Here is a 14,160-nt window from a genome sequence, read left to right as displayed (position 1 = left end):
CGCCAAAAGCGCGTCACACAAGGTCTCGCGGGATCGTCGTGGACCAATTCCGGGAGAAGATTCGTTCGTCGCCAGCGTAGGCGTCCAGCTCGGCGCGCAGCCGAAAGTCCTCGGTGGTGCAGGTGAGGCAGGTACGTGTCACCGTGGTGGCTGTCCAGTCAGGCCGACTGAATGCGACCTCCCAACAGGTTTCCCCGTACACCGACGTGGGGTCGTCAGCGATCCAACCGTACGTCTCCTCGACACGTTTCGCGACGTCGATTCCGGGATCGCCTATCCGCACCAGCCCATTGTCCTTAACGATGTCGAGACTGTTGTGGTAGTCGGCGAGATCACGCGACACCCTCCAACTGTGCTCCGAGCGCTGGATCTGCTGGGCTGGTAATGGCGGCGCGCCTTCAGGATCACCGAATGCGATTTCCTCGCGGTGTCCGTCGGCGCGATAGACAGGCAGGCACAACGCAGACCAACCGGTATACACACTCAGCATGACCGGCTCCGGTGGCGGCCACGCCAACGGCCAATAGGTGGTCGACAGCGACAGCCGGATGCGGTGCCCGGCGGGAAACTGCTGCGCAACGCCATTGAGGGTGATGGTGGCGCGGTATCGGCAGTCGGGTTTCAACGCTTCGGGGTGAGTGCGGTCATTCCGCTGGGTCAGATTGAGAAGACCGTAGGTGACCCGAGTGGCACGCCCGTCCGGCCACACATCACTGAGGCGGGCCGCGACCATCGCGACCGGTCGGTCGACCGAGAGTTCGAGATCGACTGTCGGCGCACCGAGTATCTCGACGGTCTCCTCGAGGATGTCGGTGTCGAACACCAGCGACCCACCATCTTCTTCCCGTTGGTCGTAGGGAAGGTCCGGCGGGGCATTGTACGAAGCCCACTTGCCTGCGTATTGCCCCACGGACAACGGCGACGAGACGGTGAGGCGAGCCTTTGAGACCATATCGTCACTCTCCATGAGCCGATGGACCTCGAGGGGTAACACCGAGGGGTGCACTTCCGACGACGGCCACGCATCTATGCCCACCCAACGTCCTGGACGTTCACCGTAGGCAGTTGAGGGCGGAGCGCTCTCTTGCATCCAGATGCTCAGGCGCGGGAAATCCAAGACTCCATTGTCGGCCCCTTTCAGCCAGTGGTCCCACCACGCAACCACCTGCTGAAGGTATCCGATCGCGGGCCCCGGCTCGCCGAGGTGAGGGAACTTGTGCGACCACGGGCCGATCAGCCCCATCCGCGGCACGTCCAGGTGCGTGAGCAACCGTGTCACGGCATTCGAATACCCGTCAGCCCATCCACTGGTTGCGAGCACCGGCACTCTGATCGCGCCGTAGTCCTCACACACCGAGGCCCGCTTCCAGTAGTCGTCTCTGTGCTGGTGTCTCAGCCACTCGTCGATCCACGGCCCCACATGGCTCAGCCGTTCGCACCATTTCGCCCGCCAGTCCGGCCCCGCCACATCGGGGTCCGGCGGCATCGTGCAGTGCGCAAACATGGTTCCCGCCTCGGCAAGGTTGTCCGACAGCAGACATCCGCCCATGTAGTGCATGTCGTCGCCGTAGCGATCGTCGGTGAAGGACGAAATCGCGATGGCCTTCAGGTTCGGCGGATTGCGGGCGGCAATCTGGAGCGAGTTGAAGCCTCCCCACGAGATGCCCATCATCCCCAGGGATCCGTCACACCACGGTTGTTCGGCTATCCAGGCCAGCACGTCTTCGCCATCGCGATGTTCGTCCTCGGTGTACTCGTCGACGAGCACCCCGCCGGATGCACCCGTTCCACGGATGTCGACGCGCACGCATGCGTATCCGTGACCTGCCAGGTACGGGTGATGTATCGAGTCACGCCAGGCGGTCAGGTCATCCTTGCGGTAGGGCAGATACTCGAGGATCGCGGGTACCGGGCGGTCGTCCGATGTCATGGGGCGCCAGATACGCGCCGCGAGTTCTATTCCATCGGACACCGGAATCCACGTGTTTCTCTCCTCTTGAACCGTCTCAGGCAGTGTCGGTGTGCGCATCGTGGCCGGGCCCCTCCTCGTCGAACTCGAACTCGAGGGCTTCGACGACGGCCCGATACTTGGATTCGACCTCGTCGTCGTCGTCACCGCCCACGTAGATGTACGCCAACTCGAAGCTGTAGCTGTCCTGCGACTGGATATCGGACAGCCACATGCCTTGTTCTGCTTCGATATCGACGACAACTCCCGGGATCCGGCGATACACCGCTGCAAGTTCTTCCTGCGTCGGAGCTCGATGCACATACGCGTTCTCGAACTTTCGGTAACACCACTTAGACGCCGTGAGATACGGTCCTTCGCCGTGTGGCGGGGCAGGGTCTGCGCCCAAGCCAAGCTGCAACATGCAGTGATGGTTCGGGTACCCGTCGACGTACTCGAACAACTCGGAGTGTGATTGCGAATGGCGTGCATTGATTTCCAGCAGCCGCACACTTTCCCGCTCGATGTCGCAGAAGAACTCGATACTGAAAGTGGAGTTGTTCAACCCGATCTGCGCCATCACGGCCCTGCTTGTCTCCCCCATGCGTTCGATGACTGACACAGGCAATTCAGATGGGTACCGGTGCCGCTGGAATGATGAGCCACCTGGGTAACACAGCGAGTCGAGAGCTCCGTTCACCACAACCCGGCCGCCGTATGTGTACCCCTCCGTCGCAGCCTGGAGTCCGACCATCTTCTCCTCGGCAAGGCATGCACTGCCGCCTACTCTTGCTATCTCCTCCGGGAGATCGACTAGATTCATCACATACTCGAACGGTTTGCCTACCCTGTCGATCCCGCCGGCGATTTCTTTACTCGCCGCAATGAGTTCCTCGTCGTTGTTCACATCGAACGCAAGCTCGGACGAGAACGACTTCACCGGCTTCAGCCAGACCGGGTACGACAACCCGCGTGGGAGCACCGGTTCCTTCAGATCCACCACACCGAAGGCCGGGATGTCCTCGGTAACCTTCGCTTGCTCGAGGCGGCTCCAATACTTGTGTTCACACTTCAACACCGTTTCGAGTGGTGCACTCGGCAAGTTGTATTCAGTACACAGAATCGAAACCATGCTGGGAACCGGAAAGTCCCAATACCCCACGATGGCACCGATGTCGCCGTCGAACGCATCGAGTTCCCGACGTGCCTTGTCGAGCAGATCCGCGATCGGGATCTCCCCGTACTGGATCTCTGGAAGCGTGAGCAGACCGTGAAACTCGTACCGAACCGCGCCCGGTACGTCCCGCAGCGTTCGCTCGTTCGCTTCGTCGAGTCCCACGACGAACACGTCGATCTTCGCCATAATTCTCCTTCGACGCTGCCCTGTTTCCCCTCGGACACCTCCGGGTACCCGCGAGTTACATCACGAAACGGGCATTCGTTTGAGCTTCGAGCATTCGGGTAGTCGGATGCTGCACGCACCGACCGCGTGCAACCAATCGCACACCCAGGAGGTGTACATCAATGGCGGACGAGAATACGGGCCCAGCCGAGGGCGTAAAAGGCGTCGTGGAGGGCGCCAAGGGCAAGATCAAGGAGGCGGCCGGCGCTCTCAGCGGAAACGATGACATGACACGCGAGGGCAGAGCACAGCAGGACAAGGCCGATGCCCAGCGAGAGGTCTCCGAGAAGGAGGCCGCAGCAGAACGGGCTCGCGCCGAAGCGACCACTGAAGAGCAGCGCCAGCGGGCCCAACAGGACGACTGACCGCACTTTCGATTCCGTCGCGCTGTCGGCGCGACGGAATCGTTGGCGGTGAGCGCCCTTCCTGGCAACTGGCCTGCAACATCTGTCACCGTGGAGCATCCGACCTCAACTCGAGTACGCGCGATCCTCGTCGATATACTCCAGACATATCGGGATCACTTGTCGGCGTGCGGCCCCGGAAACATCGATCGGCGGCGCGCTCCAGTAGTGCTGCGCCACGGGCCGATCGTGCATGAACTGCGGCTAGCCGCAACAGGTTCACGGCAACCCAGCGAATCTCACCGTCGGCCAAACCGAGCTCTGCGGCTGCCAACCATCGGTGCGCAATCGGTGAAGCGATGGTTGTCGCCTCAGCGACGACTTCGGGACGCGAGAGCAACGCATCGACGGCGAGGACGGGAATGATCCACGAATCCCCCGGTTGGGCATCGAGATAGCGAATCTCGAAATGCCCGTGGGCACGCACCAGCGGAAAGACGGTGGTCAGATGGTAGTCCAAGTCTTGAGCTGTGGGGCGCCGTCCGATTACGTCGTCAAGTGCGCCATCGAGCCAATCGGCGAACGTACTGGCGGGTGGTGCCGTCCAGCTTGCACCAGGCTTCCCAACCAGGCAAAGCAACGGAACATCGAGCACCCAGCTTGCATAGCTGTCTACTGGATCCTCCCATGTGTCGACGGGAGGCGATGTTCGCGCCGGGTCGAGATACAACCATGTCCGCATTCGTTGTGAAGTCCACGTTCCGTTCGGAGTACCCTGCAGCACGGGGGAACATGCGAAGGCGGCCAACAAGGCAGGGCCGGTTGCATGCAGGGCGTTCCACCGCGCAACGACCTCCGCCCGATCTCGGCCCGCGTCGACGCTGATCTGAGTCGCTGCGGTATTGCACATCATCAGCTTGCCGAACGGTCCGACTGCGGAGAAGACACGCTCCATCTCGTGGTACCGGGGCAAGGTGAGTAACCGATGCGCGGACCGTTCAGCATCAGCCGCACCCGCAATGGTGACCACTCGGTGAGCCCTGAGGAGGCGTCGCAGAATAATTGCATCAGTACGTAAACACGCGCAGAGTCGTTCGACACAGGAAAAGGGAGGGCTGGAAAGTTCGATCTGACCGCCTGGTTCCAAGGTCACCACACTTCCCGCCGGTAAAGGCAGAGCCCGCGAGGACGGGGCGATCGACTTCGGTGCGTGCGAACCCAATGCCGACACTATGACCTGCAAATCGGGCCTCGAGCCATGACCGTCGTCAAGAGCAGTGAGCCATTCGAGTTCGGCGCCGATGAGCTGCGGAATACCGAGTTTGAAGCACTTGTCGCCAATGTAGGCCTCAGCCTCCGCTCTGCTGCCGAGTTGCGGACTGTCCACAGTGGTCGACATTTCGAACTCCCATCGTGGCGGTCGGCCTACAGCGCCGACTCCAGGCAGTGCCCGCTACATCTATTGCCCGATCCGCACGGATACAAACAAGTCGCTTCCGGTCAGTGATCCACTTCAGTCGACACAGTCTGGACACAGCATGTGCTCAGAATCGGCCAGACGGCTGCGATGGAAGACGAGAAAACAACTTCTGCAAGTAAATTCGTCGTCTTTCTTGGGCACCACCCGAACTTTGAGTTCCTCGCCGGATAGGTCTGCTCCGGGCATTTCGAAGGACTCCGCAGTATCTGCTTCCTCGACATCCGTGGCCGCCGAGCGCTCGTCACTTCTCCGAACGATGAGGTCGTCCAGAGACTCTTCGGACACGTCCAGGTCACTACTTCGCGGTGCATCGTAGTCGGCAGACATCATTCGCTCCTTTCCCATGCTCAAGTGAGGCAAATCGAACAGCGTTCGAGCAGTGCTCCCTGCTCGTAGATGACGCCATGAAGTGCCCTCGCCTTGTACCCGAGCAGCCCACCGCGAAAACAACCGAGTAACCAGCGATCGAGCGTGTAGTGCGCCGGTGGATGGGTAGTCGTGGCTCGGGTGCGAACCAGAGCGGGTCCGCACTACAGTGCAACAGTCTTACGAGAGGGCGATACGTGTCGCGTTATCTGTTTCGTCTCGGACGAGCCGCATACCGGCGGCGACGCGCCGTGCTGGCCGCGTGGATGGTTCTACTCGGCGCCTTGGCCGCGATTGCATTCGGATTCGGAGGGCAGACCAACAACGACTTCTCCATCCCCGGCACCGAATCACAACGCGCTTTGCACCTACTCGAACAACGGCTGCCGGAGTTCGGCGGCGCCAGCACCCAGATCACGTTCAACGCCGCCGGACCCGCCAAGGTCATCGACCCACAGGCTGCTGGAGCGATCGCCGCATCATTGTCTGCGGTGCGCGACATTCCCCAAGTAGCGGCGGCTGTCGGCCCGGCCGCCACCCACCTCGTCTCACCCGACGGCGAACTCGCCCTGGGCACCGTGCAGTACTCGGCACCGGCGGGCGATATCACCGACGCGACATTCGATGCCCTGCAGGAAGCAATGCAACCCGCGCAAGAGGCCGGGCTCCGCGTCGAGTATTCGGGTGCCGTCTACCCCGGGTGGAAGGTCAGTATTCCCGCGCTGCCCGAAATCATCGGTGTCGCCCTCGCGCTGGTCATCTTGCTGATCACGTTCGGAGCAATCGTGGCAGCCGGGCTGCCACTGGTGACGGCGATCCTCGGCGTCGGGGTCTCGGTACTCGCGTTGCTCGGCATCGCCGCCGTCGTCGACATGCCCTCGACGGCACTGTCGCTGACGTTGATGCTGGGATTGGCCGTCGGCATCGACTACGCCTTGTTCATCTTGTCGCGCCATCGCAACAACCTGATGCTCGGCATGGACCCCGAACACTCTGCCGCATTATCGGTAGGTACTGCTGGTGGAGCGGTGGTATATGCCGGGTTGACCGTCGTCATTGCGCTGTGCGGACTTTCCGTCGTCGGGATCCCCTTCCTGACGACTATGGGCTTGGCCGCTGCCGGCGGTGTGCTGGTGGCACTGCTCATCGCACTGACGCTGTTGCCGGCGCTCCTCGGTTTCGCCGGCAACACGATCACACGCTTTCTCCGCACACCGTGGCGGCCTCACCACCCGGAGAAGATCGCCCGCGCCGCCGCCACCGACCCGCACAGCGGCTTAGGCGGCCGCTGGGCTCGGTTCGTGGTGCGCTGTCGGATACCACTGCTGGTCGCAGGAGTGGCGGGGATGGTGGTGATCGCATTGCCGGCCGCGAGTATGCAGCTTGGCCTACCTACGGGCGCCACCAAGCCGCCGTCGAGTACCGCACGTCAGGCCTACGACCTGACGTCACAGCACCTCGGTGCAGGCTTCAACGGACCGCTGCTGATCGTTGTCGACCTCACCGACAGCACCGACCCCGCCGCAGTACAGACCATCACCGGCAGAGTGCAGAAACAACCGAACACCCACCTGGTTGCACCGGTTGCCACACGCAACCAAACGGCTGTCATACGCGTCATCCCGACCACCGGCCCGAATGACCCGGCGACCGCTGACCTTGTCCACACATTGCGCAACGAACGGGCAGCGATCACTTCAGGCACAGGTGCTCAAATCCTCGTGGGTGGCAGGACCGCGTCGAACATCGACACATCAGCGAAACTCTCGAGCGCGTTACCGATCTTCCTCGCCGTTGTGATCGGGTTGGCGTTCGTGCTGTTGACGTTGGCGTTCCGCACCGCGGTAGTCCCGATCACCTCGATCATAGGGTTTCTGCTGTCCGTCTTCGCCGCACTCGGGCTGCAAGTTGCGGTGTTCCAATGGGGTTGGGGGTCAGGGATACTCGGCATCACCCCTGGCCAGACGATCAGCTTCTTGCCCATCATCATTCTTGCAATCATCTTCGGATTGTCCAGTGACTACCAACTGTTCGTAGTCTCTCGGATCAAGGAGCAGTACACACAATCCGGCGACTCCCGTGCGGCGGTCGCCGCAGGAGTTGGCCTCTCCGCGCGGGTGGTGACCGCCGCAGCGCTGATCATGTTCGGGGTGTTCGTCGCGTTCTTGACTACCGATGCTCCGATCATCAAAGCCGTCGGGTTCACTCTCGCAGCCGGGGTTCTGCTTGACGCGTTCGTCATCCGTCTCACGCTGATTCCCGCCGCAATGAGTGTCCTGCGCAAGGCGGTCTGGTCACACTCCACATGGTTTGGGCGGTATGTCCCCGACCTCGATATCGAAGGCAAACACCTCGAGGAGGATACAAACCGATAATCGAGAACAGATCGCGCCAGCCGGGCAAACTCGTATCTCGGGAATCGGGGTTTCCGCGAACGGTTGATGAGGGTCTGCGGACGTCGTACTGTGGGATGCGCGTGGTTGAGAACACAGCCGCAGTCCGCCCGGAGACCGCATGGTTGGTCCCGTGTCTTGCTACTTTCGTCCTGATCGATCGCGACGAGGGTTCTTCGGGTTTCCATAGATCGCGCTCGATCGGAGGGCTATGAAACTGTCACGCACCGCGACGTCGAGCGAGGACATATCCGACATTCGCTCGGCCGAGGCTTCTCCATCGGATTCGTCTGGGGCCGATGGTGGTATTCGCATCCAGATACAGAGCGAGGCCACTACCCCGCTGTGCACCGTGTCTGGTGATGTGGATGTTCTGACCGCCCCTTCGTTGGCTCTCGCCCTCACACGGTTGGCAAGTAGTGGCCGCCCGTTCGTGCTCGACATGACGACAATCGACTTCGTAGGAACCTCAGCGTTGTCGATCCTCATAGATCTCGCCGAAACTGCTCGCCGCGAGAACATCTCCTGGCGCATAGCCGGCAACCGCTGTCTTCTACATCTTCTGGACGCTACAGGGCTCAGCACTCAGGTACCGGCGTGCGCGACGGTCGACGAAGCAATTCTACGGGTCGCTGCAGACTGATCTCCGACTGACATGCACGACGGATTGAGGTCATCCTCACCCGGGTAGTCGGTGAACACCAGTCGCTATGGGAACACGTTATCGGAAACAGGAGGAACGCGTGACCGGCCAGTGGGAATTTCGGTGCAGTCGGTGCGAATATTTGTTCAGAGCCACAGCCCGAAACCGTGCCGCCGCTTCGGTGGCCGCCCGCCTGAACGGTTGGATTGTCGACAATACGGCGCACGGCACGAGCGTGTGCCCCGGCTGTGCCTGCGTGGCAACCCGGTCGCGTAGCGGAGAACAGCCGCACGCCGTACCGTCGTCCACGCGTTCTGCGAGTGCACGAAGCCCGATGCGGATCACAACAGATCACACGCTCATCCGGCGGTGGGCTGAAGAACATGGGGGTGCCCCCGCTACGACTGCGGAACCGGTCTTCGGTGCCGAACGCCTGCGACTCGACTTCACGGGTGGCGCATCCAACGAGCCTCTCGCACGGATCGACTGGGCACAGTGGTTCACGACCTTCGACGCAGAGGGACTCGCGTTTCGCTGGCACGACGCAGAAGTGCCTGGGGTCGACACCAGCTATTTCGATCTTGCCCCACGAGGGACCGCGTGAGCGCCCGCCCGAAGGAGGTATATCCATGACGCCAGACCCCACTCGAGATCACGGGCAATTCGATGGTGACCATTCGAGGACACAGCGTGCACATGCCGGGGAGGCGCTGACGGATGCTCGCGGCTACCCCGGTTTCATCGCGATCGGTCTTTCCTTCGTCGTATTGGGGTTGTTTCTTGTTGCGATGGGCGGCGGTTTCGAGGGGTGGGCTGCCATCAGCGGAACCGTGTTCGCGGTTCTTCTGATCGCGGGAGTGGTCTATGTGCTTCTCGAGTATCGCCGTGTGCGCCGACTGAACAACAGGCAAGGGCGCCCGGACATGGAAGGGCACTGACCGGGCGAGATCGTCGAATTTCGGCTGCATGTTCCACGGACGATCTGGGTACATCTGGCGCATGACCGATCTACGTGCACTAGCCCTCAATTGCTCGCTCAAGCCGTCACCGGCGACATCGAGTACCGACTTGCTGGCCACGCAAGTTCTGCGCGAACTCGAGAAGTCGGGTGTGGAGTCGACCGAGATCATTCGACTGGCCGATCTCGAAATCCTGCCCGGCGTCGAGAGAGACATGGGGGGCGGCGACGAATGGCCGAGTGTCGCCGCGTTGGTTCTGGCGGCCGATATTCTCGTCTTCGCCACCCCGACCTGGCTCGGGCACCCCTCGAGCATTGCCCAGCGGGCACTCGAGCGTTTGGACGGCGAACTGTCCCATACCGGCGACGACGGACTGCCGATCCTGTTCGGGAAAGTCGCTATCGTTGCTGTCGTCGGTAACGAAGACGGCGCACATTCCATCATCGCCGATACCTTTCAGGGGTTGAACGACTGCGGCTTCACCATCCCGGCGCAAGGCAGCACGTACTGGAACGGTGAAGCGATGAGCGGCACCGATTACAAGGATCTCGACGAGATTCCGTCGGCCGTCGACTCCACCAACAAGACGTCAGCACGCAATGCCGTTCACCTTGCGCGGGTGCTGCACGAATCGGGCTATTTCGCAGGTTCGGCGGAGACGTGAGCACGGTGGATACCGGATATTTGCATCGACTGGCGTCGGTGGACGGGCCATTCTCGTCGATCTACTTCTGCGATCCCGGACAAACGCTGCCGCCTACGAAACGCGAACGGTACTGGCGCGAACAAGTACGCGCATTCGTCGCTCTCGGTGTGCCTGAACTGCACATAGAACATGCAGAGTCGGCGGTACTCGATTCCGCGGTACCCGGGCAACGGATCGGCCGAGCCGTAATTACGACCGACCAGCAAGTATGGCTGGATCAAACTCTGTCCGAGATACCCGATGCGACGGTTGCACGATGCTCCCGCTTGCCCTACTTGTTGCCTCTTGTCGAATTCGTGCAGCCACCTGGTTCGCGAACGAGCTTCGATTCCAGGTCGCGACGATGGGTCGAGGGAATGTCGCACGTATGTGCGGCGCTGCGCTGCGGGTCCGTGGACACCCTGGCGGTAGGCGACCTGCACAACCAAACTGTGTATGTCGGTGACATGCCGAACTGGGTGGCAATCGACCCCGCCGTACTGTCCCAGCTCGGCTCGGTTACCGCCGTCACCGAGTTGGCCGTCGAAGCGTTACCGTATGCGGCGGTGGCAACCATGAGCGCGATTGTCCGGCTCGACGACCGTGTGCCGGTCGTGGACGGCTGCGGGACCCTCGTTCGCTCCCCACGCGATGGGGGCCGTCCTGGACCCGAGTCAACGGTGACGCATTGGGACACGTTGGACGCATGAGCCGCGAAGAGGTCAGCCCGAACTTGCCGACTGCGCGCGGCCCGGTCACCGAGTGTCTTTTCAGGGCGCTGGGGTCCAACCCGGGCAAATACACCGACTCGTTGCCGCAACTCGGGCCGCTGGCCTGCGAGTCGGCCGATCTGCAATTGGCGTTGTGCGTCTGCTACGAACTGCACTACCGCGGTTTCGCCGGCGTCGAGTCGGAATGGGAATGGGATCCCGACCTGATCGCGCTCCGCAATCGGCTGGAGCGACACTTTCTCGACGACTTACAACAGCACGTGCCCGGCGGGACTGACGCGAATGCCGCCCTTTCCCAACTTACCGTCGCTGAACCGGACGATACCCTGGGGGCGTTTCTGCGCGAACGGGCAACCTGGGGTCAGATGCGGGAGCTGTTTGCCCATCGTTCGATCTATCACCTCAAAGAGGCCGACCCTCATATCTGGGTCATTCCCCGCCTGCACGGGCAAGCGAAGGCGTCTATGGTCGCGGTGGAATTCGACGAATTCGGCGGCGGCAAGGGCGATCGCATGCATTCGCGGTTGTTCTCGAACCTGATGAGCGCTGCAGATCTCGATTGCCGGTATCTGGCGTATCTCGACCGAGTGCCCGCTGAGACGATGGCAATTGTCAACTTCATGTCGATGTGCGGTCTGCATCGCTCGTTGCGCGGTGCATTGGTCGGCCATTTCGCGGACGTGGAAACGACGTCGTCGCCAGGTTCTGCACGCATGGTCGAAGCTCTGACCCGTTTGCACGCACCGCGTGCGTGCATTCACTTCTATGCGGAGCATGTCGAAGCTGATGCAGTACACGAACAAGTGGTGCGGCACGACGTGGTAGGTGACCTTTTGTGCGGGGAGCCGGAACTGGAAGCGGATGTCGTGTTCGGCGTCGAAGCAACCGAACTGCTCGAGAGCCGTCTCGCCGATCACCTCGCCGACTGTTGGCGTTCGCGACGCAGCTCGTTCGTCTGACTTTTCGAGCCGGGTTGAACGTCTCTCGATGTGGGTATTCGAAGCAATCCGCCTCGCAGGCTCCCCGGAACGAAGGAGGTAATCGTCATGCCCAAGACGACCAAGTCCGGATCCGCCGAAAAGAGTGAACTGCCAGAGACGTTGAAGCGCTCATCGGCGAAGGCGCAACGCACCTTCGCAAAGTCCCACGACTCGGCTGCAGAAGAATACGGCGAAGGCGAGAGAGCACACCGTGTCGCGTACGCCGCCCTGAAGCACACGTTCGAGAAGGTCGGTGACCACTGGGAAGAAAAGAAGACGCCGGGGCCTTCCGACGAACGCGCCCGCAGTGGCGGCCCGAACGCGGCGGGCAGGGCGGCAGAGGGGGTCAACGCGAACGCATCGAAGAAGCACCTCTACGACATCGCCAAAAGGCTGGGAATATCAGGACGTTCGAAAATGTCCAAACGTGACCTGGTCGAGGAGATCGAGAAGACGAATCGGCGCTCATCGGCACGGGTCCGCCGTTGAAGTCCTCCGCCGGGGTGTTATGCAGAAGGTACGGGCACCTCGGCGCCCGAACCCAGTACGTACGCAAGGTGCCCGCCGAGCGCTCCGGCGACGCCGAGTACGGGAAGTGCGGCGGCGCTCAGCGCCTTCGTAAACGTGTCAGGAGTGCACCTGTTGTCACGACGCAAGTAGTAGTCGGTGCGACGAAGGTAAGAGACCACGATCAGCGTGGTTGCCGTGACATTTCCCGCCGCATGCACCAGCCCGACGCGGCGTTGACGTTCGTCCCCGACCGACCAGTCGGCCCACCCTGTCGTCAGCACTCCCCCAAGCGACAGCAGGCCGATCCCGAGGAGGCGTCTCGCCGCTGCGGTGTCGTCGGTGAACGTGTCGAACACGGTGGCGGCCGTCCATGTTCCGATGGGAAGCGAAACCAGCGCCGGGTGAAGCGGATGACCCAGCCACTCGCCCCGAAGAACCCGGTCGGCCGCCGAATTGCTCAGCACCCGGCGAATACCATCACGGAGGGTATTGCCGATGTTGTCGACGAACGTTGCGTCCTCGCTGTAGCTCAACAGCTTCCGAATTGCATGTGTCATGGTGATTCTCCCTTCTCACCCGGGAAGCGTTTCGCCGCCTGTAGGCACAAGTACCTCACCGGTGTAGTACGACGACAACCGCTCGGAGGCGAAGAACTAATACTCTCGTCGTGAGGGTGCTCCGTCATGTCGCCGGTGCGACCTGGGTACTCGATATTGTGGGTTCGTACTCGTTCACGCTCACCGGCACTCCTTCCCGAGCATGGGCTTCGGTGGTCCGTGTACCCGTGCGGGAAGTAATCAATCCGGCGCGTCGATGGTCATCTCGTCGGGATGCATACCCACGCGGTTGCCGTCGTCGAGGGTGTCGATCTCGCTCAGGTCCAGTTCGGTGAGTTCGAAGTCGAATACATCGATGTTCTGCCTGATGCGGTCTTCGTGCACCGACTTGGGGATGACGATCAACCTGTTCTGCAGATGCCAGCGAATCAGCACCTGAGCAGCCGATACGCTGTGTCGGTCAGCGATCCGAGTGATGATCGGATCAACCAGCAACGTGTTGGGTTTCGACGCCTTGCCCCACCCCGAGTTGCTGGTGCCGCCCAGCGGGCTCCACGATTCGACAGCGATGCCGTGCTCGTCCGCGACTCTCCGTATCGCGTGCTGTGGCAGGTTCGGATGCAGCTCCACCTGGTCGACGGCGGGCAGCATGCCCCCGCGATCGACCAACAGTTGCAGATGGTGCGGTTCGAAGTTGCAGACACCGATCGACTTGGCTCGGCCGGACTCGGCAATCTTTTCCAACGCATCCCAGGTACGAAGCAGGCCGTCCGTGTCATGTAGCGGCCAATGGATCAGATACAGGTCGACGTAGTCGACGCCGAGGGCGGTGAGGCTGGTATCGAAGGCTTGGAGGGCCGGCTCGTAGCCATGGTCCGCGTTCCACAGTTTGGTGGTGAGGAAGATGTCCTCGCGCGCGATGCCGGAGGCGGCGATTCCGCGCCCCACGCCGGTCTCGTTTCCGTATGCGGCGGCGGTATCGATGTGCCGGTAGCCCGCCTCGGCCAACGCATACCGTACGCCCTGTTCGGTCTGCTCGTCGGTGGCTTGCCAGACCCCCAGACCGAGCTGCGGGATGGTGTGTCCAGAGTTCAGGGTGACGACCGGAATGCTCATCATCCCAGGCTAACGAGGCCACGCGAGGGCCGCAGGCACCCTGCGT

The 14,160-nt window shown here is 61.8% G+C and carries 15 protein-coding genes and 1 pseudogene; 9 read left to right on the top strand and 7 right to left on the bottom strand.

Going from position 1 to position 14,160, the window contains the following annotated elements:
• Positions 1-13 precede the first annotated feature (13 nt).
• Both ACZI8Q_RS13430 and ACZI8Q_RS13425 read right to left on the bottom strand, forming a co-directional pair.
• Positions 14-1,972, bottom strand: a complete 1,959-nt coding sequence (locus tag ACZI8Q_RS13430) for a CocE/NonD family hydrolase (protein ID WP_463374030.1) — start codon at positions 1,970-1,972, stop codon at positions 14-16.
• Between the two features lie 34 nt (positions 1,973-2,006).
• Complete coding sequence (locus ACZI8Q_RS13425; RefSeq protein WP_463374029.1) at positions 2,007-3,311, bottom strand: ATP-grasp domain-containing protein; 1,305 nt, start codon at positions 3,309-3,311, stop codon at positions 2,007-2,009.
• A 161-nt stretch (positions 3,312-3,472) separates the two neighbouring features.
• On the opposite strand from ACZI8Q_RS13425, the gene mbp1 reads away from it, so the two are divergent.
• The gene (gene mbp1 / locus ACZI8Q_RS13420) at positions 3,473-3,715 is read left to right on the top strand and encodes a microaggregate-binding protein 1 (RefSeq protein WP_463374028.1); all 243 of its coding nucleotides are present in this window, start codon (positions 3,473-3,475) and stop codon (positions 3,713-3,715) included.
• An 85-nt stretch (positions 3,716-3,800) separates the two neighbouring features.
• Here mbp1 and egtA read toward each other — a convergent pair whose 3' ends face one another.
• Entirely contained in the window at positions 3,801-5,093 is a 1,293-nt protein-coding gene (gene egtA, locus ACZI8Q_RS13415; protein WP_463374027.1) for an ergothioneine biosynthesis glutamate--cysteine ligase EgtA, read from the bottom strand.
• Between the two features lie 114 nt (positions 5,094-5,207).
• The gene (locus tag ACZI8Q_RS13410; protein WP_463374053.1) at positions 5,208-5,501 is read right to left on the bottom strand and encodes a DUF4193 domain-containing protein; all 294 of its coding nucleotides are present in this window, start codon (positions 5,499-5,501) and stop codon (positions 5,208-5,210) included.
• 236 nt (positions 5,502-5,737) lie between these two features.
• Here ACZI8Q_RS13410 and ACZI8Q_RS13405 point away from each other — a divergent pair, with 236 nt between their 5' ends.
• The 8 genes from ACZI8Q_RS13405 to ACZI8Q_RS13370 all read left to right on the top strand — a co-directional run bounded on the left by ACZI8Q_RS13405 (position 5,738) and on the right by ACZI8Q_RS13370 (position 12,420).
• Positions 5,738-7,915 carry an MMPL family transporter gene (locus ACZI8Q_RS13405; protein ID WP_463374026.1) on the top strand — a complete coding sequence of 726 codons (2,178 nt, stop codon included), beginning with the start codon at positions 5,738-5,740 and terminating at the stop codon, positions 7,913-7,915.
• 229 nt (positions 7,916-8,144) lie between these two features.
• Positions 8,145-8,576 (top strand): STAS domain-containing protein, encoded by a 432-nt coding sequence (locus ACZI8Q_RS13400; RefSeq protein ID WP_463374025.1) that lies wholly within the window; start codon positions 8,145-8,147, stop codon positions 8,574-8,576.
• Between the two features lie 334 nt (positions 8,577-8,910).
• Positions 8,911-9,180 (top strand): hypothetical protein, encoded by a 270-nt coding sequence (locus ACZI8Q_RS13395; protein ID WP_463374024.1) that lies wholly within the window; start codon positions 8,911-8,913, stop codon positions 9,178-9,180.
• Positions 9,181-9,205: 25 nt separating this feature from the next.
• Positions 9,206-9,514, top strand: a complete 309-nt coding sequence (locus ACZI8Q_RS13390; protein ID WP_463374023.1) for a hypothetical protein — start codon at positions 9,206-9,208, stop codon at positions 9,512-9,514.
• Positions 9,515-9,575: 61 nt separating this feature from the next.
• The gene (locus ACZI8Q_RS13385; protein WP_463374022.1) at positions 9,576-10,199 is read left to right on the top strand and encodes a flavodoxin family protein; all 624 of its coding nucleotides are present in this window, start codon (positions 9,576-9,578) and stop codon (positions 10,197-10,199) included.
• Entirely contained in the window at positions 10,196-10,930 is a 735-nt protein-coding gene (locus tag ACZI8Q_RS13380; protein WP_463374021.1) for a hypothetical protein, read from the top strand. The genes ACZI8Q_RS13385 and ACZI8Q_RS13380 overlap by 4 nt, the downstream gene beginning before the upstream one ends.
• Complete coding sequence (locus ACZI8Q_RS13375) at positions 10,927-11,910, top strand: iron-containing redox enzyme family protein (RefSeq protein ID WP_463374020.1); 984 nt, start codon at positions 10,927-10,929, stop codon at positions 11,908-11,910. Before ACZI8Q_RS13380 ends, ACZI8Q_RS13375 begins: the two co-directional genes overlap by 4 nt.
• A gap of 87 nt (positions 11,911-11,997) precedes the next feature.
• On the top strand, positions 11,998-12,420 hold the full coding sequence (locus ACZI8Q_RS13370) for a ChaB family protein (RefSeq protein ID WP_463374019.1): 423 nt from the start codon (positions 11,998-12,000) through the stop codon (positions 12,418-12,420).
• Positions 12,421-12,437: 17 nt separating this feature from the next.
• On the opposite strand, the gene ACZI8Q_RS13365 is transcribed toward ACZI8Q_RS13370, so the two are convergent.
• The 3 genes and pseudogenes from ACZI8Q_RS13365 to ACZI8Q_RS13355 form a co-directional block, all read right to left on the bottom strand.
• A complete protein-coding gene (locus ACZI8Q_RS13365; RefSeq protein WP_463374018.1) occupies positions 12,438-12,998 on the bottom strand; it encodes a DUF2231 domain-containing protein in 561 nt (186 codons plus the stop codon).
• A gap of 15 nt (positions 12,999-13,013) precedes the next feature.
• Positions 13,014-13,094: pseudogene (locus ACZI8Q_RS13360) on the bottom strand (NAD(P)-dependent oxidoreductase); the annotation flags it as partial.
• A gap of 144 nt (positions 13,095-13,238) precedes the next feature.
• Complete coding sequence (locus ACZI8Q_RS13355; RefSeq protein ID WP_463374052.1) at positions 13,239-14,114, bottom strand: aldo/keto reductase; 876 nt, start codon at positions 14,112-14,114, stop codon at positions 13,239-13,241.
• Positions 14,115-14,160: the final 46 nt, after the last annotated feature.

The sequence above is a fragment of the Rhodococcus quanlei genome (genome assembly GCF_055231015.1).
Note: the sequence above shows the minus strand (reverse complement) of the source record. Positions and strands in the feature narration are given on the sequence as shown.

Bases quoted from the DNA above. Each gene is read 5' to 3' on its own strand.
- ACZI8Q_RS13370 (WP_463374019.1), top strand. From the start codon at position 11,998: ATGCCCAAGACGACCAAGTCCGGATCCGCCGAAAAGAGTGAACTGCCA.
- ACZI8Q_RS13390 (WP_463374023.1), top strand. From the start codon at position 9,206: ATGACGCCAGACCCCACTCGAGATCACGGGCAATTCGATGGTGACCAT.
- ACZI8Q_RS13425 (WP_463374029.1), bottom strand. From the start codon at position 3,311: ATGGCGAAGATCGACGTGTTCGTCGTGGGACTCGACGAAGCGAACGAG.
- mbp1 (WP_463374028.1), top strand. From the start codon at position 3,473: ATGGCGGACGAGAATACGGGCCCAGCCGAGGGCGTAAAAGGCGTCGTG.
- ACZI8Q_RS13410 (WP_463374053.1), bottom strand. From the start codon at position 5,501: ATGTCTGCCGACTACGATGCACCGCGAAGTAGTGACCTGGACGTGTCC.
- ACZI8Q_RS13385 (WP_463374022.1), top strand. From the start codon at position 9,576: ATGACCGATCTACGTGCACTAGCCCTCAATTGCTCGCTCAAGCCGTCA.
- ACZI8Q_RS13375 (WP_463374020.1), top strand. From the start codon at position 10,927: ATGAGCCGCGAAGAGGTCAGCCCGAACTTGCCGACTGCGCGCGGCCCG.
- ACZI8Q_RS13400 (WP_463374025.1), top strand. From the start codon at position 8,145: ATGAAACTGTCACGCACCGCGACGTCGAGCGAGGACATATCCGACATT.
- ACZI8Q_RS13355 (WP_463374052.1), bottom strand. From the start codon at position 14,114: ATGAGCATTCCGGTCGTCACCCTGAACTCTGGACACACCATCCCGCAG.
- ACZI8Q_RS13365 (WP_463374018.1), bottom strand. From the start codon at position 12,998: ATGACACATGCAATTCGGAAGCTGTTGAGCTACAGCGAGGACGCAACG.
- egtA (WP_463374027.1), bottom strand. From the start codon at position 5,093: ATGTCGACCACTGTGGACAGTCCGCAACTCGGCAGCAGAGCGGAGGCT.
- ACZI8Q_RS13395 (WP_463374024.1), top strand. From the start codon at position 8,911: ATGCGGATCACAACAGATCACACGCTCATCCGGCGGTGGGCTGAAGAA.